Raw genomic sequence first — 19,879 nt, 5'->3', positions numbered from 1 at the left:
TGGATAACAGCGGCAAACGCGTAGCGGCGGACTGCCCGCAGGCGCAGGAACATACCATTGACGTCTGGCCGCTGCCGCTGGAGCCGTGGCTGCCGCAGGCAGAACGCCGCGCGGTGCGCATTCCGCCTGCTTCAGCAACCTGCCCGCCGCTCGGCCAGGGGTTTCCGGCGCCGCTGATCCTCTCAGGCATTCGCCAGGGGGCGGTGATAAAGCGTCTGCCGGGGGAGGCGCGCGTGTCGTTGCCGTTGCAGGCCAGCGGAAGCGACGGGGCCCGCTGGTGGTTCCTTAACGGCGAGCTGCTGAACGTGCAGGGGCGAGCGGTTACGTTGCACCTGGACAGCGTAGGGGATTATCAACTGTTGGTGATGGATGAGGCAGGGCAGGTGGCAACCGTCGATTTTACCTTGCAATAGATAAAACAGGTTTTAGCCAGGATCTGTTGTTAAAACTCGTCTTATTTTAAAAAAATGTTACATCCATCCATAGGCAATGGCGTGAATGCTCATTATAATCCGCGCCATATATTTCGCATGAATGCAAAACAACAGAACAAATCACAGAGGTAATCATGGCTATTGAACGTACTTTTTCCATCATCAAACCAAACGCGGTGGCAAAAAACGTTATTGGCAGCATCTTTGCTCGCTTTGAAGCGGCAGGGTTCAAAATCGTTGGCACCAAAATGCTGCATCTGACCGTTGAGCAGGCTCGTGGTTTCTATGCTGAGCACGAAGGTCGCCCATTCTTCGACGGCCTGGTTGAGTTCATGACCTCTGGCCCAATCGTGGTTTCCGTACTGGAAGGCGAAAATGCCGTTCAGCGTCACCGCGATCTGCTGGGTGCAACCAACCCGGATAACGCTCTGGCAGGTACTCTGCGCGCAGATTACGCTGACAGCTTCACCGAGAACGGCACCCACGGTTCCGACTCTGTAGAATCTGCCGCTCGTGAAATCGCTTTCTTCTTCGCAGAAGGCGAAGTGTGCGCGCGTACCCGTTAATTTAACGGTTTCGTTTACACATTATTTTCGTAAATGCCGCGTGCAGACGTGGCATCCCTGCGCCAGACTTTGTACAATGCAACGCCCCGGATGAGCAGACTGCTTGCCGGGGCGTTTCTTTTTAACCCTCCACGGGCCATAACGTGTAACAACGAGGCCGGAATATATTATGTCTGAACTAGTTAATACCTCCGAAGTCGCCATTGCTGCGGTTCCAAATAAAAATGGAAAAATCAACCTGCTGGACCTGAACCGTCAGCAGATGCGCGAGTTCTTCAAAGAGATGGGCGAGAAGCCGTTTCGTGCCGACCAGGTGATGAAATGGATGTATCACTATTGCAGCGACGACTTTGATGACATGACTGACATCAACAAGGTGCTGCGTAACAAGCTGAAAGACGTCGCTGAAATCCGCGCTCCGGAAGTGGTGGAAGAGCAGCGTTCAGCTGACGGCACCATTAAGTGGGCGATTGCCGTAGGCGATCAGCGCGTTGAGACGGTCTATATCCCGGAAGACGATCGCGCCACGCTGTGCGTCTCTTCCCAGGTCGGTTGTGCGCTGGAGTGTAAGTTCTGCTCCACGGCGCAGCAGGGCTTTAACCGTAACCTGCGCGTATCGGAAATCATCGGCCAGGTCTGGCGTGCGGCGAAGATCGTCGGCGCGGCAAAAGTGACCGGCACCCGTCCAATCACCAACGTGGTGATGATGGGAATGGGCGAACCGCTGCTGAACCTGACCAACGTGGTTCCGGCCATGGAAATCATGCTCGACGACTTCGGCTTTGGCCTGTCCAAACGTCGCGTAACCCTTTCCACGTCAGGTGTTGTGCCTGCGCTGGATAAGCTCGGCGATATGATTGACGTTGCGCTGGCGATTTCGCTGCACGCGCCGAACGATGCCATCCGTGATGAGATCGTGCCAATCAACAAGAAGTACAATATCGAGACCTTCCTGAACTCGGTGCGGGGCTACATTTCGAAGTCCAATGCCAACCAGGGACGCGTCACCATCGAGTACGTCATGCTGGATCACGTCAACGACGGCACCGAGCATGCGCACGAGCTGGCGGCACTGCTGAAAGATACGCCGTGCAAGATCAACCTGATCCCATGGAACCCGTTCCCGGGCGCGCCGTATGGCCGTAGCTCAAACAGCCGTATCGACCGTTTCTCCAAGGTTCTGATGGAGTACGGCTTCACCACTATCGTGCGTAAAACCCGTGGTGATGATATTGATGCCGCCTGTGGTCAGCTGGCCGGTGATGTTATCGACCGCACCAAGCGTACGCTGCGTAAACGTATGCAGGGTGAGGCTATCGATATCAAGGCCGTGTAATTATTATGCAGTCACGGCGCATTATCTGCGCCGTGGCAGCGTAAGATGCGAATAAACAGTCATTGCACCGGTGTATGGGTAATAATTACGGTGCGTTTTATATGACTTTAAGGCAGTATGTAACGACGCAACAACAGTTTAGCCTCACTGACAAGCCGCTTCTGTCAACGAAAACCTGACAGTATTGTGCTGTCTTACTAAGGTTAACTGACCAGAAGTTTCGCGGTGCGGGTGGCATTGTGACTCACCGGCGCCAGGATCCTCAATTTTCACGTACCAGTAGTTGTAGCGAATGAATACTGAAGCCACTCACGACCAAAATGCAGCACTTTCCACGGGCGTTCGTCTTCGCAACGCCCGTGAACAACTCGGACTAAGCCAGCAAGCCGTTGCGGAACGCTTATGCCTGAAGGTTTCCACGGTCCGCGATATTGAAGAAGATAAGGCACCTGCCGAACTCGCTTCAACGTTTCTGCGTGGTTATATCCGCTCCTATGCAAAACTGGTGCATATCCCTGAAGACGAACTGCTGCCGATGATGGAAAAACAGGCACCGGTCAGAGCGGCGAAAGTCGCGCCGATGCAGAGTTTTTCGCTGGGCAAACGTCGTAAAAAACGTGATGGCTGGCTGATGACCTTTACCTGGCTGGTCTTGTTTGTGGTTATCGGCCTGACAGGCGCCTGGTGGTGGCAGAACCATAAAGCGCAGCAGGAAGAGATCACCACCATGGCCGATCAATCCTCCGCCGAGCTGAATGGCTCTGCGGGCGATGGCGCTCAGAGCATCCCACTGAATACCGACGCCTCCGCAACCGCCAGCGAACCGCAGGCACCAGCGCCAGCGACCGACACTACCGATACAGCAACGGCGCAGACTTCTGCGCCAGCTGCTAATCAAACAGCCCAGGCTCCGGCTGACAGCGCCGTTGTTTCGCCTTCTCAGGCGAACGTCGGGACTGCACCGGCAGCCACCGCGGATAACGCGGTTCAGCCTCTGCCATCCGATCCGGCTGGCGTAGCGGCGGCACCGGCCGACCCAAACGCGCTGGTCATGAACTTCAGCGCCGACTGCTGGCTTGAAGTGACCGACGCGACCGGCAAAAAGCTGTTCAGCGGACTGCAGCGTAAGGACGGCACGTTAAATCTGGCAGGCCAGGCACCTTATAAGCTCAAGATTGGTGCTCCGGCAGCGGTCCAGATCCAGTTCCAGGGTAAACCTGTCGATCTGAGCCGTTTTATCAGAACTAGCCAGGTTGCGCGACTGACCCTCAATGCCGAACAATCAGCAGCACAGTAAGTAACAGACAGGCAACGCGGGAGATTTTCCATGCATAACCAGGCTCCTATTCCACGTAGAAAATCGAAACGTATTTACGTCGGGAATGTGCCAATTGGCGATGGTGCTCCCATCGCCGTTCAGTCGATGACCAACACCCGTACCACCGATGTGGCGGCGACGGTCAATCAGATCAAAGCGTTAGAACGTGTAGGCGCAGATATTGTTCGCGTTTCCGTGCCGACAATGGATGCGGCGGAAGCTTTCAAACTCATCAAACAGCAGGTCTCCGTTCCGCTGGTTGCCGATATTCACTTCGATTACCGTATCGCGCTGAAAGTCGCGGAATACGGCGTCGATTGCCTGCGTATCAACCCCGGCAACATCGGCAGCGAAGAGCGTATCCGCGCGGTCGTTGATTGCGCCCGCGACAAGAACATCCCCATCCGTATCGGCGTGAACGCCGGTTCGCTGGAAAAAGATCTCCAGGAAAAGTACGGCGAACCGACCCCGCAGGCGCTGCTCGAATCGGCCATGCGTCATGTGGATCATCTCGATCGTCTGAACTTCGATCAGTTCAAAGTCAGCGTTAAAGCCTCGGACGTGTTCCTTGCCGTTGAATCCTATCGTCTGCTGGCGAAGCAGATCGATCAGCCTCTGCACCTCGGGATCACCGAAGCCGGCGGCGCGCGCAGCGGTGCGGTGAAATCAGCGATTGGCCTCGGCCTGCTGCTGAACGAAGGCATTGGCGACACCCTGCGTGTCTCGCTGGCCGCCGATCCGGTGGAAGAGATCAAAGTCGGTTTTGATATCCTGAAATCGCTGCGTATTCGTTCCCGTGGCATCAACTTTATCGCCTGTCCGACCTGTTCGCGTCAGGAGTTTGATGTTATCGGTACGGTGAATGCGCTTGAGCAGCGTCTGGAAGATATCATCACCCCGATGGACGTTTCGATTATCGGCTGTGTGGTGAACGGTCCGGGTGAGGCGCTGGTGTCAACATTGGGCGTCACGGGCGGTAACAAGAAAAGTGGTCTCTATGAAGATGGCGTCCGCAGAGATCGTCTGGATAATAACGACATGATCGATCAGCTTGAAGCCCGTATCCGCGCCAAAGCCACCATGCTGGATGAAGCGCAGCGCATCAGCGTGCACCAGGTCGAAAAATAACGTGATGGGAAGCGGTTCGCTTCCTGTGTATGATTGAACCCTTCGGTTATGAACCCCAGGGTTCATTTTTGTCTATAGAAAGAGAACAAACGTGGCAAAGAATATTCAAGCCATTCGCGGCATGAACGATTATCTGCCTGCCGAGACCGCCATCTGGCAGCGCATTGAAGGCACCCTTAAGCAGGTGCTCGGCAGCTACGGTTACAGCGAAATCCGTTTGCCGATTGTAGAGCAGACCCCGTTATTCAAACGCGCTATCGGTGAAGTCACCGATGTGGTTGAAAAAGAGATGTACACCTTTGAGGATCGTAACGGCGACAGCCTGACCTTACGTCCGGAAGGTACGGCGGGATGTGTACGCGCCGGCATCGAGCATGGTCTCCTGTACAATCAGGAGCAGCGCCTGTGGTATATCGGCCCAATGTTCCGTCACGAACGTCCTCAGAAAGGCCGTTACCGCCAGTTTAACCAGCTGGGTGTGGAAGCCTTTGGTCTGCAGGGCCCGGATATCGACGCCGAGCTGATTATGCTGACTGCCCGCTGGTGGCGCGCGCTGGGTATCGCTGACCACGTTTCTCTGGAGCTGAACTCCATCGGTTCTCTTGACGCGCGTGCAAACTACCGCGATGCGCTGGTGGCCTTCCTCGAGCAGCATAAAGAGAAGCTGGACGAAGACTGCAAGCGTCGTATGTACAGCAACCCGCTGCGCGTGCTGGATTCCAAGAACCCTGACGTGCAGGCCCTGCTGAACGATGCGCCTGCCCTGGGCGATTATCTGGACGACGATTCCCGCGAACACTTTGCCGGTCTGTGCAAACTGCTGGAAGCGGCCGGTATTACTTATACCGTCAACCAACGTCTGGTACGCGGTCTGGACTACTACAACCGCACCGTGTTTGAGTGGGTTACCACCAGCCTCGGTTCACAGGGAACGGTCTGTGCGGGCGGTCGTTATGATGGTCTGGTAGAGCAGTTAGGCGGTCGTCCTGCCCCTGCGGTAGGTTTCGCCATGGGCCTTGAGCGACTTGTTTTGTTAGTTCAGGCAGTTAATCCGGAATTTAAAGCCGATCCTGTTGTCGATATATACCTGGTAGCCTCAGGCGCGGAAACGCAGTCTGCGGCAATGCAGCTTGCCGAACGCGTGCGCGATGCACTGCCAGCGGCTAAGCTGATGACCAACCACGGCGGCGGCAACTTCAAGAAACAGTTCGCCCGTGCCGACAAGTGGGGCGCGCGAATCGCACTGGTACTCGGCGAGTCAGAAGTGGCTAACGGCGAAGTAGTAGTGAAGGATCTGCGCTCTGGTGAGCAAACAACGGTAACGCAGGACGGCGTTGCGGCGCACTTGCGCACTCTACTGGGCTAAGGAGAAGGACTGCGTGGAAATGTACGAGAACGAAAACGACCAGGTTGATGCGATCAAACGCTTCTTTGCTGAAAACGGCAAAGCGCTGGCTGTTGGGGTCATTTTAGGTGTTGGCGCCCTGGTGGGCTGGCGTTACTGGAACAGTCATCAGGTCGATTCCGCGCGTGGCTCCTCCTTACAGTATGAAAATACCGTGAGCGCCATCAAAGCCGATCAGCCACAAACCCTGGCGGCGGCAGAGAAATTTGCCGCCGACAACAAAAACACCTACGGTGCGCTGGCGTCGCTGGAAGTGGCTCAGCAGTTCGTCGATAAAGGCGAGCTGGATAAAGCGGCAGCCCAGCTGCAGCAGGGTCTGGCCGCCGCAGGCAACGATAACCTGAAAGCGCTCATCAATCTGCGTCTTGCCCGTATTCAGGTGCAGCAGAAGAAACCTGACGAAGCGCTGAAAACCCTCGACGCTGTCAAAGGTGAAGGTTTTGCCTCTATTGTTGCCGACCTGCGTGGTGAAGCACTGCTGAGCAAGGGTGACAAACAAGGCGCGCGCAGCGCATGGGAAGCAGGCGTGAAAAGTAACGCCTCACCCGCGCTGAGCGAAATGATGCAGATGAAAATAAATAATTTGTCCGTCTGAGAGGGACCCGATGCAATTGCGTAAATTACTTCTGCCAGGACTGCTTTCCGTTACGTTATTGAGCGGCTGTTCACTGTTCAGCGGCGAAGAAGATGTTGTCACCATGTCTCCACTGCCAACGGTTGAAAACCAGTTTGCGCCGTCTACCGCATGGAGCACCTCTGTCGGTAACGGTATTGGCGACTTCTACTCCAACCTGCATCCGGCTTCTGCGGACGGTGTTGTCTATGCGGCTGACCGCAAAGGCATCGTAAAAGCCGTTAACGCCGATGACGGCAAAGAGGTGTGGTCGATTAATCTGGCAGAAAAAAGCGGCTGGCTGTCACGCACGCCGGCTCTGCTGTCAGGTGGCGTAACGGTTGCCGGTGGTCATGTCTATATCGGCAGCGAAAAAGCACAGGTCTATGCCCTTAACGCCAGCGACGGCTCCATTGCCTGGCAGACCCGCGTTGCGGGCGAAGCGCTCTCCCGTCCGGTCGTCAGCGACGGTATGGTGCTGGTGCATACCGCCAACGGTCAGCTGCAGGCGCTGAATGAAGCTGATGGTGCGGTGAAGTGGACCGTTAACCTGGATATGCCTGCGCTCTCCCTGCGCGGTGAATCTGCGCCAGCCACTGCCTTTGGTGCAGCCATTGTTGGCGGCGATAACGGTCGCGTCAGCGCCGTACTGATGCAGCAGGGTCAGCTGATCTGGCAGCAGCGTATCTCTCAGGCAACCGGTCCGACCGAAATCGACCGTCTGAGCGATGTGGATACCACGCCGGTTATCGTCAATGGCGTTGTCTACGCTCTGGCCTATAACGGCAACCTGACCGCGATGGATCTGCGCAGCGGCCAGGTGATGTGGAAACGCGAGCTGGGCTCGGTGAATGATTTCGTGGTGGATGGCAACCGCATCTATCTGGTCGATCAGAACGACCGCCTGCTGGCGCTGAGCACCGAAGGCGGCGTGACGCTGTGGACGCAGAGCGATCTGCTGCACCGTCTGCTGACCGCGCCGGCGCTCTATAACGGCAGCCTGGTGGTGGGTGATAGCGAAGGTTACATGCACTGGATTGACCCGAGCAACGGTCGTTTTGTCGCCCAGGATAAAGTCGACGGTTCCGGTTTCCAGACCGAGCCGGTGGTGGCTGACGGCAAACTGCTGATCCAGGCAAAAGACGGTACGCTGTACGCGATCACGCGTTAATCACCGCGGTTGTAGTATACTCAACGGCTCCTGTTGCTCAGGGGCCGTTTTGATTTTTTAAAAAACGCCGCAAACGCGACGTGATATCGAATTTTATGAGGCTTTAAACATGGTACCTGTGGTCGCGCTTGTCGGGCGCCCGAACGTTGGAAAATCCACTCTTTTTAACCGTTTAACACGCACCCGTGATGCGCTGGTTGCGGATTTCCCGGGGCTCACGCGTGACCGTAAGTACGGTCGTGCAGAAGTGGAAGGTCGTGAGTTTATCTGTATCGATACCGGCGGTATCGACGGGACAGAAGACGGCGTTGAAACCCGCATGGCGGAACAATCTCTGCTGGCGATTGAAGAAGCGGACATCGTGCTGTTTATGGTTGATGCGCGCGCGGGCCTGATGCCTGCCGACGTTGCCATCGCCAAGCACCTGCGCTCGCGTGAAAAATCGACCTTCCTGGTGGCGAACAAAACCGACGGTATCGATCCCGATCAGGCGATGGCCGATTTCTGGTCATTAGGCCTGGGTGATATCTACCCGATCGCCGCCTCGCACGGTCGTGGCGTGACCAGCCTGCTGGAAACCGCGCTGCTGCCGTACGTTGACGAGATCAGCCCGCCGGAAGAGGTCGACGAAGACGCCGAATATTGGGCGCAGTTTGAAGAAGGCGAAGAGGGTGAAGAGGAGCCGGAAGACGACTTCAACCCGCAGGATCTGCCGATCAAGCTGGCCATCGTCGGTCGTCCGAACGTCGGTAAGTCAACGCTTACTAACCGTATTCTCGGTGAAGACCGCGTGGTGGTGTATGACATGCCGGGCACCACTCGCGACAGCATCTACATCCCGATGGAGCGTGACGAGCGTGAATACGTTCTGATCGACACCGCGGGCGTGCGTAAGCGCGGGAAAATCACCGATGTGGTCGAGAAATTCTCGGTAATCAAAACCCTGCAGGCGATTGAAGACGCCAACGTGGTGATGCTGGTTATCGATGCCCGTGAAGGCATCTCCGATCAGGATCTCTCCCTGCTCGGCTTTATCCTCAACAGTGGGCGCTCGCTGGTTATCGTCGTCAACAAGTGGGACGGCCTGAGCAACGAAGTGCGTGAGCAGGTCAAAGAGATGCTGGACTTCCGTCTGGGCTTCATCGACTTTGCCCGCGTCCACTTCATCTCTGCCCTGCACGGCAGCGGCGTGGGCAACCTGTTCGAATCGGTGCGCGAAGCCTACGACAGCTCAACCCGTCGTGTCGGTACCGCGATGCTGACCCGCATCATGACCATGGCGGCTGAAGACCATCAGCCACCGCTGGTGCGCGGTCGTCGCGTGAAGCTGAAATATGCCCACGCCGGCGGTTATAACCCACCGATCGTGGTTATTCACGGTAACCAGGTAAAAGATCTGCCGGACTCTTACAAACGCTACCTGATGAACTACTTCCGCAAATCGCTGGACGTAATGGGTACGCCGATCCGCATCCAGTTCAAGGAAGGGGATAACCCGTTTGCCAACAAACGTAACACCCTGACGCCGAACCAGATGCGTAAGCGTAAGCGTTTGATTAAACACATCAAGAAAAGCAAATAATCCTTGCTGCTCTGCTGATAAACCCGCGCCTGTCGCGGGTTTTTTTACGCTTAAATCGGACGAATAATTATTGATGTGATGTCAATCACTATTCATGTTTATCCAACATAAAATCTAAGAAATAAGACGATTGTCGAACTTTCATCTTTTGATAGGGGTATAGGGGCTGGACAAAAGTTGCCTCAGGTTATCAAATGGTTAAATAACATTTCGCCGGATGTAAAAAAGCCACCCGATCGCTAATCGGGCGGCCGCTTTCCGGTGTTTACAAGTACGACGACACATCATCTCGGGAGAATTATGCAATCCTCTGTTAATAAAAACGAAAGCCGAACTTTCTTCGGCCATCCTTATCCGCTCGGCGCGCTGTTTTTCACGGAGATGTGGGAGCGCTTCTCGTTTTACGGTATTCGTCCGCTGCTGATCCTGTTTATGGCGGCTACCGTCTACGACGGCGGCATGGGGCTGGCGCGTGAGAATGCTTCCGCTATCGTCGGGATCTTCGCCGGAACCATGTACCTGGCCGCGCTGCCGGGCGGCTGGCTGGCGGATAACTGGCTCGGCCAGCAGAAAGCGGTCTGGTACGGTTCGATTCTGATTGCGCTCGGCCACCTGTCGATTGCGCTATCCGCGGTGATGGGCAACAACCTGTTCTTCATCGGCCTGATGTTTATCGTGCTGGGCTCGGGCCTGTTCAAAACTTGTATCTCGGTGATGGTGGGCACGCTGTATAAGAAAGGCGATGCGCGTCGTGACGGCGGCTTCTCGCTGTTCTACATGGGCATCAACATGGGGTCCTTTATCGCGCCGCTGATCTCCGGCTGGCTGATTAAATCCCACGGCTGGCACTGGGGCTTTGGTATTGGCGGCATCGGGATGCTGGTGGCGCTGGTCATCTTCCGTCTGTTTGCCGTGCCGTCGATGAAGCGCTACGACAGCGAAGTGGGGCTGGACTCCACCTGGAACAGCCCGGTGGTGAAGAAAAACGGCGTTGGCGGCTGGTTACTGGCGCTGGCGGCGGGCGTGGCGATTATCGTCACCCTGATTGCCCAGGGCGTGATTGTGATCAACCCGGTTGCGGTGGCCAGCGTGCTGGTATACGTGATTGCCGCCTCGGTGGCGCTGTACTTCATCTGGCTGTTCATGTTTGCCGGCCTGAACCGCAAAGAGCGCGCCAGACTGCTGGTCTGCTTTATCCTGCTGGTGTCTGCGGCCTTCTTCTGGTCTGCGTTTGAACAGAAGCCGACCTCGTTCAACCTGTTTGCCAACGACTACACCAACCGTATGATCGGTGATTTTGAAATCCCGGCGGTGTGGTTCCAGTCGATTAACGCCCTGTTTATTATCCTGCTGGCACCGGTCTTTAGCTGGGCCTGGCCGAAGCTGGCGAGCAACAATATTCGTCCGAGCAGCATCACCAAGTTCGTGATCGGTATTCTGTGTGCGGCAGGGGGCTTTGGCCTGATGATGCTGGCGGCGCAGAACGTCCTGAATAACGGTGGTGCGGGCGTATCGCCGTTCTGGCTGGTGGGCAGTATCCTGATGCTGACCCTCGGTGAGCTGTGCCTGAGCCCGATTGGTCTGGCGACCATGACCCTGCTGGCCCCGGAAAGAATGCGCGGCCAGATGATGGGCTTGTGGTTCTGTGCCAGCGCCCTCGGTAATCTGGCGGCGGGTCTGATTGGCGGTCATGTTAAAGCCGATCAGTTAGATATGCTGCCGAACCTCTTCGCGCGCTGCTCCATCGCGCTGCTGATTTGTGCTGCTGTTCTGATGGTGCTCATTGTTCCGGTGCGTCGTATGCTGGAAAATGCGCAGACGAATAACGAGCCGAAACCGGTCACCAACGCCTGATATCAGCCTGAGCTGGCCGGAGCGTGGGTTACGCTCCGGCCTTGCCACGACAGAGGTGATATATGCAGATTGGGTTTGTTGGACTTGGCGCGGTGGTGGAAACCGCCTACTTACCCGCACTACAAAGTACCTTCGGCACCTCCCTCCACTGTGTTGGGTTCGATATCCAGCCAGCAAAGACGCTTGCTGGCGTCACGCGCAGTCCGTCGCTTGCCGACCTCCTTGCTCAACCTCTCGATACGCTGTTTATCACCACCGCATCGCTACAGCACCTTGAGGTGCTTGAGCAGGCGCTGGCCTCCTCCATCCCGCGTATTGTGGTCGAAAAGCCGATTGTCGCCACCCTTGCCCAAATCGCCAGGCTGAAAACGCTGCTGGCCAGGCCAGAGGCGGCCGCCCGGGTGCTGGCGCTCGATCACTGGATGGCGCGTATTAACCTGGTGCAGCTGGGGTTGGTCGGGGCTTATACGGATATCGTCCGCATCGAGGGCTTTTTACAGGAGCCGAGCGGGTTTAACGCGGCGGGGGAGCCTGTCGCGCTCAACTTTGCCACCGGAGAACCCGATACCCGAACGCTTCGCCATCCTGACGGGGTGATCCTGGATATTGGTACGCACGTGCTGGCGATGATGCGCGAAACGGCGCGCTATCTGGGAGGAAGCGGGGATATAAACCTACAGGTTATGGCGGCCAGAGACCGACTGGGGCGCGATATCGCGAAAGGCGATCTGACCACGGCGGAAGGCGAGGCGCATCTTCAGGGGCAGCTCGGCGGCGTGCCGGTGGATATCTGGCTGAACAAATATGCCGGGCCGTCCGGCGGGCAAAAAGGGCTGCGGCTGCATCTGCGGGACGGTGGCGTTATCAGCCACGACCGACGCGGGGCGGAAGATGTGCTGGCGCTGATCGATGGCGATAAGGTTCAGTCCTGGCATTTTGGCGGTACGATCTATGAACGTTGTCTGGCGGAGCATATTCTGGGTGAGCAGAGCCTGTTTGCACGCGATCCGGAGGAGGTGAGCCGCACGACGCAGCGCAGGCTGGAAGAGGTGAAAATCCTGCTGACATTACAGCAACAGCTGCGTGGCCCCCACTGAAGGCATCGTGTTAACATCAGGGCAGAACTGAATGTCCTTCAAAGGAGTCATCATGTCGATTACCTGCCCGGATTGCCATGCGGAGATTGAACCGCAAAACGGTGTGGCGCACTGCGATAATTGCAACAAAGATATCGCCCTGGAAGCGCGCTGCCCGGAGTGCCATCAGCCACTCCAGGTGTTAAAAGCCTGCGGTGCGGTGGATTATTTCTGCCAGAACGGCCACGGTCTGATCTCGAAAAAGCGCGTGGAGTTTGTGCCGGTTTAAACCTGCTTTTTCTTGCGCGTTTTCTTCGCCGCCGTCACGCCTTTCACTTCGCTTTCCACCCAGCCGTCTGACAGCCGGGTGGTGAGCACATCACCCGCTTTCACCTGTTTCGTCTGCTTCAGCACTTTGCCGTCGGTCGCGGTGGTCACGCTGTAGCCGCGCGCCAGCGTCGAGAGCGGGCTGACGGCTTCCAGATGGGTGACCGCATTACCGAAGCGTTCGCGGGTGCTGCTCAGCCGCGCGCGCAGGTTCTCCGCGAGGCGATACTCCAGCTGCTGAATACGCGTTTGCGCGCGATAAATGCGCGGCTGCGGGTTGTGCTGGTTCAGGCGCTGTGTGCTGCGCTGCTGGCGCTGCACCGCCCGTTTAAGCTGAGTGTCTACCGCGAGGTTCATCCGCTGGCGCAGACGTTCCAGCACCGTTTGCTGACGCGCCAGACGCAGCTGCGGGTGCTGCTGCTGCAGACGATGGTGTAGCTGGGTAAAACGACGGGTGCGGTTGGCGAGGAAGTAGTCCATCGCCATCTCGAGGCGCTGCTGGCCGCTTTGCATCTGGCGCAGCAGCTCGAGCTGGTTACGGCTCACCACTTCTGCCGCGGCAGACGGCGTGGGTGCCCGCAGGTCAGCGACAAAATCGGCGATGGTCACGTCGGTTTCGTGTCCAACGGCGCTAACCACCGGGATCTGGCTGGCAAAAATCGCCCGCGCCACGCGTTCGTCGTTAAAGCTCCACAAATCTTCCAGCGAACCGCCGCCTCGCCCGACGATCAGCACGTCACACTCCTGACGGGCGTTGGCAAGCTGAATAGCGCGGACAATCTGCCCGGGCGCATCGTCGCCCTGCACCGCGGTCGGGTAGATGATGACCGGCAGAGAAGGGTCGCGGCGTTTCAGCACGTGCAGGATGTCATGCAGCGCGGCACCGGTTTTCGAGGTGATCACCCCCACGCAGTGGGCAGGGGAGGGGAGGGGCTGTTTATGCTGCTGATCGAACAGCCCTTCTGCCGAAAGCGTGGCTTTCAGCTGCTCATATTTCTGCTGGAGAAGCCCTTCACCTGCAGGCTGCATGCTCTCGACGATAATCTGATAATCACCGCGCGGCTCGTACAGGGTGATACTGGCGCGAACCAGAACCTGCTGCCCGTGCTGCGGCCGGAAGGTGACCCGACGGTTGCTGTTGCGGAACATCGCGCAACGCACCTGAGCGGTATTGTCCTTCAGGGTGAAGTACCAGTGACCGGATGCCGGCTGGGTGAAATTGGAGATCTCTCCGCTAATCCACACCTGGCCAATTTCCTGCTCAAGCAGCAAACGGACCGTCTGATTAAGGCGGCTGACGGTATAAATTGAGGGGGATTGAGAGGATAACATGTGAGCGGGATCAAATTCTAAATCAGCAAGTTATTCAGTCGATAGTAACCTGATAAGAGGCAATCGCAAGCATTTTTTATAAAAAAGTGTAGATGCAATCGGTTACGCTCTGTATAATGCCACGGCAATATTTAACCACCCAGGTCAGAGATATTGCCCATGCTACGTATCGCTAAAGAAGCACTGACGTTTGACGACGTCCTCCTCGTTCCCGCTCATTCCACCGTTCTGCCGAATACTGCCGACCTCAGCACGCAGTTGACCAAATCCATTCGCCTGAACATTCCTATGCTCTCCGCGGCAATGGACACCGTGACTGAAGCGCGCCTGGCTATCGCCCTGGCTCAGGAAGGCGGCATTGGCTTTATCCATAAAAACATGTCTATCGAGCGCCAGGCGGAAGAAGTTCGCCGCGTGAAGAAACATGAATCTGGCATCGTTACCGATCCACAGACCGTTCTGCCAACGACCACCCTGCACGAAGTAAAAGCGCTGACCGAGCGTAACGGCTTTGCAGGCTACCCGGTTGTGACCTCCGATAACGAACTGGTGGGCATCATCACCGGTCGTGACGTGCGTTTCGTCACCGACCTGAACCAGCCGGTCAGCGTCTACATGACGCCAAAAGAGCGTCTGGTTACCGTGCGTGAAGGCGAATCCCGCGACGTGGTCTTCGCAAAAATGCACGAAAAACGTGTTGAAAAAGCGCTGGTTGTGGACAATAGCTTCCACCTGCTCGGCATGATCACCGTTAAAGACTTCCAGAAAGCAGAACGTAAACCGAACGCCTGTAAAGACGAGCATGGCCGTCTGCGCGTCGGTGCTGCGGTTGGCGCGGGTGCGGGCAACGAAGAGCGCGTTGATGCGCTGGTTGCCGCAGGCGTTGACGTGTTGCTGATCGACTCCTCTCACGGCCACTCCGAAGGCGTGCTGCAACGTATTCGTGAGACCCGTGCTAAATATCCTGATCTGCAGATCATCGGCGGTAACGTAGCAACGGGCGCAGGCGCTCGCGCGCTGGCTGAAGCCGGTTGCAGCGCGGTGAAAGTCGGGATTGGTCCTGGCTCCATCTGTACCACCCGTATCGTGACCGGCGTGGGCGTTCCGCAGATCACTGCGGTATCCGACGCGGTTGAAGCGCTGGAAGGTACCGGTATTCCGGTTATCGCTGACGGCGGTATCCGCTTCTCCGGCGATATCGCTAAAGCGATCGCGGCCGGTGCGGCTGCGGTAATGGTGGGCTCTATGCTGGCCGGTACTGAAGAGTCCCCGGGCGAAATCGAACTGTTCCAGGGCCGTTCTTACAAATCTTACCGCGGGATGGGTTCTCTGGGCGCGATGTCCAAAGGTTCCTCCGACCGTTACTTCCAGACCGATAACGCCGCCGACAAACTGGTGCCGGAAGGTATCGAAGGTCGCGTGGCCTATAAAGGCTACCTGAAAGAGATCATTCACCAGCAGATGGGCGGCCTGCGCTCCTGTATGGGCCTGACCGGCTGTGGTACCATTGACCTGCTGCGTACTAAAGCGGAATTCGTGCGTATCAGCGGTGCGGGTATTCAGGAAAGCCACGTTCACGACGTGACCATCACCAAAGAGTCCCCGAACTACCGCATGGGCTCCTGATAAGTTTCCACGCCCGGCTATATGCCGGGCGATTTTGTTTCACTTGCCTCGGAATTAGCGTCAATGACGGAAAATATTCATAAACATCGCATTCTCATTCTGGATTTCGGTTCGCAATACACTCAGCTGGTGGCACGTCGCGTCCGTGAGCTGGGCGTTTACTGTGAACTGTGGGCGTGGGATGTCACGGAAGCACAGATTCGCGAATTCAATCCAAGCGGTATCATCCTCTCCGGTGGCCCGGAAAGCACCACCGAAGATAACAGCCCGCGCGCGCCGCAGTATGTGTTCGAAGCAGGCGTGCCGGTGTTCGGCGTCTGCTACGGCATGCAGACCATGGCGATGCAGCTGGGTGGCCATGTAGAAGGTTCTAACGAGCGTGAGTTCGGCTACGCGCAGGTTGAAGTCCAGACTGAAAGCGCGCTGATCAGCGGTATCGAAGACTCCCTGACCGCCGACGGCAAAGCGCTGCTCGACGTGTGGATGAGCCACGGCGACAAAGTCACCGCTATCCCGTCCGACTTTGTGACCGTTGCCAGCACCGAGAGCTGCCCGTTTGCCATCATGGCTAACGAAGAAAAACGCTTTTACGGCGTGCAGTTCCATCCGGAAGTAACCCATACCCGTCAGGGTCTGCGCATGCTGGAGCGTTTTGTCATCGACATCTGCCAGTGTGAAGCCCTGTGGACGCCAGCAAAAATCATCGACGATGCGGTTGAACGTATTCGCCAGCAGGTTGGTGATGACAAAGTGATCCTCGGCCTGTCCGGCGGCGTGGACTCCTCCGTGACCGCGATGCTGCTGCACCGCGCCATCGGCAAAAACCTGACCTGCGTCTTCGTGGACAACGGTCTGCTGCGTCTGAACGAAGCCCAGCAGGTGATGGACATGTTCGGTGACCACTTCGGTCTGAACATCGTTCACGTGGAAGGCGAGCAGCGCTTCCTCGACGCGCTGGCAGGCGAAAACGATCCGGAAGCGAAGCGTAAAATCATCGGCCGCGTGTTCGTAGAAGTGTTCGACGAACAAGCGCTGCGCCTGGAAGACGTGAAGTGGCTGGCACAGGGCACCATCTACCCTGACGTGATCGAATCCGCGGCTTCGGCCACCGGTAAAGCACACGTCATCAAATCTCACCACAACGTGGGCGGCCTGCCGAAAGAGATGAAGATGGGTCTGGTTGAGCCGCTGCGCGAGCTGTTCAAAGACGAAGTGCGTAAGATCGGCCTGGAGCTGGGTCTGCCGTACGACATGCTCTACCGTCACCCGTTCCCGGGCCCGGGTCTGGGCGTGCGCGTGCTGGGCGAAGTGAAGAAAGAGTACTGCGACCTGCTGCGTCGTGCCGATGCAATCTTCATCGAAGAACTGCACAAAGCTGACCTGTACAACAAAGTGAGCCAGGCGTTCACCGTGTTCCTGCCGGTTCGCTCTGTCGGCGTGATGGGCGATGGCCGTAAGTACGACTGGGTTGTCTCCCTGCGTGCGGTGGAAACCATCGACTTCATGACTGCCCACTGGGCGCACCTGCCGTATGACTTCTTAGGCCGCGTGTCTAACCGCATTATCAACGAAGTTAACGGTATTTCCCGCGTGGTGTATGACATCAGCGGTAAGCCACCGGCGACGATTGAGTGGGAATAATCCCCACCCGTTAATCGCTCTCTATTCAAGCCCGCATTCTGCGGGCTTTTTACTGCCAGTTTCATGATTTCTGCGCAACGCCTGACCCTTCACGATAGCCACCGCCAGTCCGGCGATCGCCAGCGTCAGCCCCCAGGAAAGCCACATCGCGCCGATCGTCCCAAATGCCCGGTTCAACCACGCATAGGCCAGCGGTGAGGCCGCCGCCATCAGCTGGGCCGGGATCAGCAGCACCCCGGTGCGCCTGGCGTACTCTTCAGGGGCGAATAGCTGCAGCGGCAGCGTGGCTTTTACGATGGTCACCAGCCCGTTAATCGCGCCGTAGCCCAGCACAAAGCCGGCGGCAGACCAGAGGAACAGCGTGCTGCTCAGCCCGAGCAGAAAGCACACCGGCATGGCGAGCGCAGTAAGCACCGTCAGGCGCAGCGGGGTAAGTCCCGCCCCGGCCACCACCTCCAGGAACCGCGCTCCGGTCTGCCCAATCCCCCATAACATGCCGATGGTCACCGGCAGGCCGACGCTGGCGATAAATTCAGGCAGGTGAGTGGAGGTGCCGTTAGAGACAAAAGTGATCAGCGCAATAAAGGCGGCATACAGCCAGCCGTTACGGCGATCCTGCCCATCGGCTGGTGGGGTCACTTGTTTAAATGTCGGGCGTGTCTGATTGGGTAACGACAGGGTTAACACGGCGCTCAGCAGGCCGAAAAGGGCATAAACCAGCAGGGCGCTCCGCCAGCTCATGATCGTCAGCAGCGCCTCGCCCAGTGGCCAGAACACTACCGAAGCCAGCCCGCCCGCCAGGGTGACGCGGGAGATGGTACGCCGCGCCTGCTGGCCGTAGAGATTCACCAGCGCCGCAAACAGCGCATCGTACAGCGACAGGCGCATGCCGATCCCGGTCACAACCCAGGCGGCGTACCAGGCGACAAGGGAGTGGGCGTTGGCCATCACTACACAGCTGGCGGAAATCAGCAGCGATCCGATCATCACCACCCGTTGCCCACCCGCGCGCGCCAGCAGTGTAGCGACAAACGGGGAGAGAGCAGCCATCACCAGCATGGCGAGCGTCAGGCCCGAATAGATCGCCGGTGACGACCAGCCGCTATCCGCCGTGATGGCCCGGGCGAAGGTGCCTGGCATGTAAAAGGAGATCCCCCAGTTGATAAGCTGATTACAGCCGGTGGTGAGGGGAAGCGTGCGGGGCATGGCCAGGTTTTTCATTATCTTTCATTCCTTCAGACAGTTATCCTGAGCATATCCCGCGCATCAGACCGCAGGCAGGCCGGTGCGTTTATGGCTCCTATAAGAGAAACTTTGTGATGACGACGCTGAATCTGGGACAGCTGGCGACCTTTCGACTGGTCGTTCAGCGGGGCAGTTTTTCTGCGGCTGCGGACGTGCTGGGACTTTCGCAACCGGCGGTAAGTTTGCAAATCCGCCAGCTGGAGCAGTTTCTGCAGGCGCGATTAATCGAGCGTACCGGGCGGGGCGTTAAAGCCACGGCAGCCGGACTGGCGTTATTGACCCACGGCGAGCGGATCGAGCAGGCGGTGGACGAGACGATCCGGGCGGTGGCCGCGTTCAGCCATGAGGTGAGTGGCACTATTACCATTGGGATGGGGGCGACGGCCTGCATCCATCTTTTGCCGCCGCTGTTACAGCAGCTGCGTCAGGAGCATCCTCTGCTGCGGGTCGGGGTGACTACCGGCAATACCCTGGAGATTGTACGCGCCATAGAGGAGAACCGTCTCGATCTGGGGCTGGTGACCTTACCCGCTGCGGGGTCGGCTTTGGCGATCGCGCCGGTGCTGGATGAAGAGTTTGTATTTATTGCGGCCGAGGATTGGCAGGGGCTGTTTGCCACGCTGACCGCACCTGAGCTACAGGCTCACCCCTTTATCGCCTTTGAAAGCGGGAGCAGCACAAGGGCGGTGATCGACGCCTGGTTTCAGGCCAGCGGTGTGGAGGTGCAGCCGATCATGCAGTCCGGCAGTATTGAAGCCATCAAACGTATGGTTCGCGTCGGGCTGGGATACAGCATTATTCCACGCATGGCGGTGGATTGTGCGGAGGACAGGCAGGGGTTATGCGTGCGCTCGCTTACGCCGGTGTTACAGCGCCAGTTAGCCATTGTTATGCGTCAGGATAAAGTGCTGAGTAAAGGGATCAGCGAAATTATTCGATTATTACAGTCGGCGAAATAATTTAATTAGCCCGAAAAACAGTAGGTTTAATTAATAGTGGTGGTGGAGCGTTCGGCGTATTCGCCTGAGAGGCTGGATTGTTGCGCCTGCTTTTTTTCCTGGTGGTGATACCAGGCTCCAATGGAGGAGTAAACGAAGCGGCCCACAAAAAAGAATAAGCTGATTAGGAGTATGATACGCGTCATCCGAGTGTTAAACCGATGTCGTTTTCGCATACGTGTGGCCTGACTCACTGTAGTGTTCCTGAAAATACCCTGCGGGCGATG

17 protein-coding genes and 1 pseudogene are annotated in these 19,879 nt (G+C 57.2%); 15 read left to right on the top strand and 3 right to left on the bottom strand.

The genetic code is table 11. The features are described from left to right. From V7Q49_RS23170 to V7Q49_RS23115, 12 genes and pseudogenes are all read left to right on the top strand, one after another. Positions 1–413, top strand: a pseudogene (locus V7Q49_RS23170) (peptidoglycan glycosyltransferase PbpC); the annotation flags it as partial. Between the two features lie 155 nt (positions 414–568). Next, positions 569–1,000 carry a nucleoside-diphosphate kinase gene (gene ndk, locus V7Q49_RS23165; protein ID WP_333855620.1) on the top strand — a complete coding sequence of 144 codons (432 nt, stop codon included), beginning with the start codon at positions 569–571 and terminating at the stop codon, positions 998–1,000. 169 nt (positions 1,001–1,169) lie between these two features. After that, entirely contained in the window at positions 1,170–2,336 is a 1,167-nt protein-coding gene (locus tag V7Q49_RS23160) for a bifunctional tRNA (adenosine(37)-C2)-methyltransferase TrmG/ribosomal RNA large subunit methyltransferase RlmN (RefSeq protein ID WP_333855618.1), read from the top strand. A 292-nt stretch (positions 2,337–2,628) separates the two neighbouring features. Beyond that, positions 2,629–3,633 carry a cytoskeleton protein RodZ gene (gene rodZ / locus V7Q49_RS23155; protein WP_333855616.1) on the top strand — a complete coding sequence of 335 codons (1,005 nt, stop codon included), beginning with the start codon at positions 2,629–2,631 and terminating at the stop codon, positions 3,631–3,633. A gap of 30 nt (positions 3,634–3,663) precedes the next feature. Beyond that, a complete protein-coding gene (gene ispG / locus V7Q49_RS23150; protein ID WP_333855614.1) occupies positions 3,664–4,782 on the top strand; it encodes a flavodoxin-dependent (E)-4-hydroxy-3-methylbut-2-enyl-diphosphate synthase in 1,119 nt (372 codons plus the stop codon). A gap of 91 nt (positions 4,783–4,873) precedes the next feature. After that, positions 4,874–6,148, top strand: coding sequence for a histidine--tRNA ligase (hisS, locus tag V7Q49_RS23145; protein ID WP_333855612.1), 1,275 nt, complete (start codon positions 4,874–4,876; stop codon positions 6,146–6,148). Positions 6,149–6,161: 13 nt separating this feature from the next. Then, positions 6,162–6,782 carry a YfgM family protein gene (locus V7Q49_RS23140; RefSeq protein ID WP_333855610.1) on the top strand — a complete coding sequence of 207 codons (621 nt, stop codon included), beginning with the start codon at positions 6,162–6,164 and terminating at the stop codon, positions 6,780–6,782. Positions 6,783–6,792: 10 nt separating this feature from the next. Next, positions 6,793–7,971, top strand: a complete 1,179-nt coding sequence (gene bamB, locus V7Q49_RS23135; protein WP_333855607.1) for an outer membrane protein assembly factor BamB — start codon at positions 6,793–6,795, stop codon at positions 7,969–7,971. 109 nt (positions 7,972–8,080) lie between these two features. After that, the gene (gene der / locus V7Q49_RS23130) at positions 8,081–9,553 is read left to right on the top strand and encodes a ribosome biogenesis GTPase Der (protein WP_333855605.1); all 1,473 of its coding nucleotides are present in this window, start codon (positions 8,081–8,083) and stop codon (positions 9,551–9,553) included. 300 nt (positions 9,554–9,853) lie between these two features. Continuing rightward, positions 9,854–11,407: a peptide MFS transporter gene (locus tag V7Q49_RS23125; RefSeq protein ID WP_333855603.1), complete on the top strand. Its 1,554-nt coding sequence runs from the start codon at positions 9,854–9,856 to the stop codon at positions 11,405–11,407. A 62-nt stretch (positions 11,408–11,469) separates the two neighbouring features. Beyond that, the gene (locus V7Q49_RS23120) at positions 11,470–12,504 is read left to right on the top strand and encodes a Gfo/Idh/MocA family oxidoreductase (protein ID WP_333855601.1); all 1,035 of its coding nucleotides are present in this window, start codon (positions 11,470–11,472) and stop codon (positions 12,502–12,504) included. Between the two features lie 52 nt (positions 12,505–12,556). Next, complete coding sequence (locus V7Q49_RS23115) at positions 12,557–12,772, top strand: zinc ribbon domain-containing protein (protein ID WP_333855600.1); 216 nt, start codon at positions 12,557–12,559, stop codon at positions 12,770–12,772. On the opposite strand, the gene xseA is transcribed toward V7Q49_RS23115, so the two are convergent. Further along, complete coding sequence (gene xseA, locus V7Q49_RS23110) at positions 12,769–14,142, bottom strand: exodeoxyribonuclease VII large subunit (protein WP_333855598.1); 1,374 nt, start codon at positions 14,140–14,142, stop codon at positions 12,769–12,771. The genes V7Q49_RS23115 and xseA overlap by 4 nt on opposite strands. 159 nt (positions 14,143–14,301) lie before the next feature. Here xseA and guaB point away from each other — a divergent pair, with 159 nt between their 5' ends. Continuing rightward, entirely contained in the window at positions 14,302–15,768 is a 1,467-nt protein-coding gene (gene guaB / locus V7Q49_RS23105; protein ID WP_333855596.1) for an IMP dehydrogenase, read from the top strand. 63 nt (positions 15,769–15,831) lie between these two features. Further along, a complete protein-coding gene (guaA, locus tag V7Q49_RS23100) occupies positions 15,832–17,409 on the top strand; it encodes a glutamine-hydrolyzing GMP synthase (RefSeq protein WP_333855595.1) in 1,578 nt (525 codons plus the stop codon). Between the two features lie 21 nt (positions 17,410–17,430). On the opposite strand, the gene V7Q49_RS23095 is transcribed toward guaA, so the two are convergent. Beyond that, positions 17,431–18,630 (bottom strand): MFS transporter, encoded by a 1,200-nt coding sequence (locus V7Q49_RS23095; protein WP_333855594.1) that lies wholly within the window; start codon positions 18,628–18,630, stop codon positions 17,431–17,433. Between the two features lie 98 nt (positions 18,631–18,728). On the opposite strand from V7Q49_RS23095, the gene V7Q49_RS23090 reads away from it, so the two are divergent. Then, entirely contained in the window at positions 18,729–19,613 is an 885-nt protein-coding gene (locus tag V7Q49_RS23090) for a LysR family transcriptional regulator (protein ID WP_333855593.1), read from the top strand. A 26-nt stretch (positions 19,614–19,639) separates the two neighbouring features. On the opposite strand, the gene V7Q49_RS23085 is transcribed toward V7Q49_RS23090, so the two are convergent. After that, a complete protein-coding gene (locus V7Q49_RS23085) occupies positions 19,640–19,846 on the bottom strand; it encodes a YfgG family protein (protein ID WP_333855591.1) in 207 nt (68 codons plus the stop codon). Positions 19,847–19,879 lie beyond the last annotated feature (33 nt).

It is taken from the genome of Leclercia sp., assembly GCF_036780805.1.
GTDB lineage: Bacteria > Pseudomonadota > Gammaproteobacteria > Enterobacterales > Enterobacteriaceae > Enterobacter.
The sequence above is the reverse complement of the archived record's forward strand: the minus strand, read 5'-3'. Positions and strand labels throughout refer to the sequence as shown.

Coding starts and splice junctions, on each gene's coding strand:
- ndk (WP_333855620.1), top strand. CDS start 569: ATGGCTATTGAACGTACTTTTTCCATCATCAAACCAAACGCGGTGGCA.
- V7Q49_RS23160 (WP_333855618.1), top strand. CDS start 1,170: ATGTCTGAACTAGTTAATACCTCCGAAGTCGCCATTGCTGCGGTTCCA.
- rodZ (WP_333855616.1), top strand. CDS start 2,629: ATGAATACTGAAGCCACTCACGACCAAAATGCAGCACTTTCCACGGGC.
- ispG (WP_333855614.1), top strand. CDS start 3,664: ATGCATAACCAGGCTCCTATTCCACGTAGAAAATCGAAACGTATTTAC.
- bamB (WP_333855607.1), top strand. CDS start 6,793: ATGCAATTGCGTAAATTACTTCTGCCAGGACTGCTTTCCGTTACGTTA.
- der (WP_333855605.1), top strand. CDS start 8,081: ATGGTACCTGTGGTCGCGCTTGTCGGGCGCCCGAACGTTGGAAAATCC.
- V7Q49_RS23125 (WP_333855603.1), top strand. CDS start 9,854: ATGCAATCCTCTGTTAATAAAAACGAAAGCCGAACTTTCTTCGGCCAT.
- V7Q49_RS23120 (WP_333855601.1), top strand. CDS start 11,470: ATGCAGATTGGGTTTGTTGGACTTGGCGCGGTGGTGGAAACCGCCTAC.
- V7Q49_RS23115 (WP_333855600.1), top strand. CDS start 12,557: ATGTCGATTACCTGCCCGGATTGCCATGCGGAGATTGAACCGCAAAAC.
- xseA (WP_333855598.1), bottom strand. CDS start 14,142: ATGTTATCCTCTCAATCCCCCTCAATTTATACCGTCAGCCGCCTTAAT.
- guaB (WP_333855596.1), top strand. CDS start 14,302: ATGCTACGTATCGCTAAAGAAGCACTGACGTTTGACGACGTCCTCCTC.
- guaA (WP_333855595.1), top strand. CDS start 15,832: ATGACGGAAAATATTCATAAACATCGCATTCTCATTCTGGATTTCGGT.
- V7Q49_RS23095 (WP_333855594.1), bottom strand. CDS start 18,630: ATGAAAAACCTGGCCATGCCCCGCACGCTTCCCCTCACCACCGGCTGT.
- V7Q49_RS23090 (WP_333855593.1), top strand. CDS start 18,729: ATGACGACGCTGAATCTGGGACAGCTGGCGACCTTTCGACTGGTCGTT.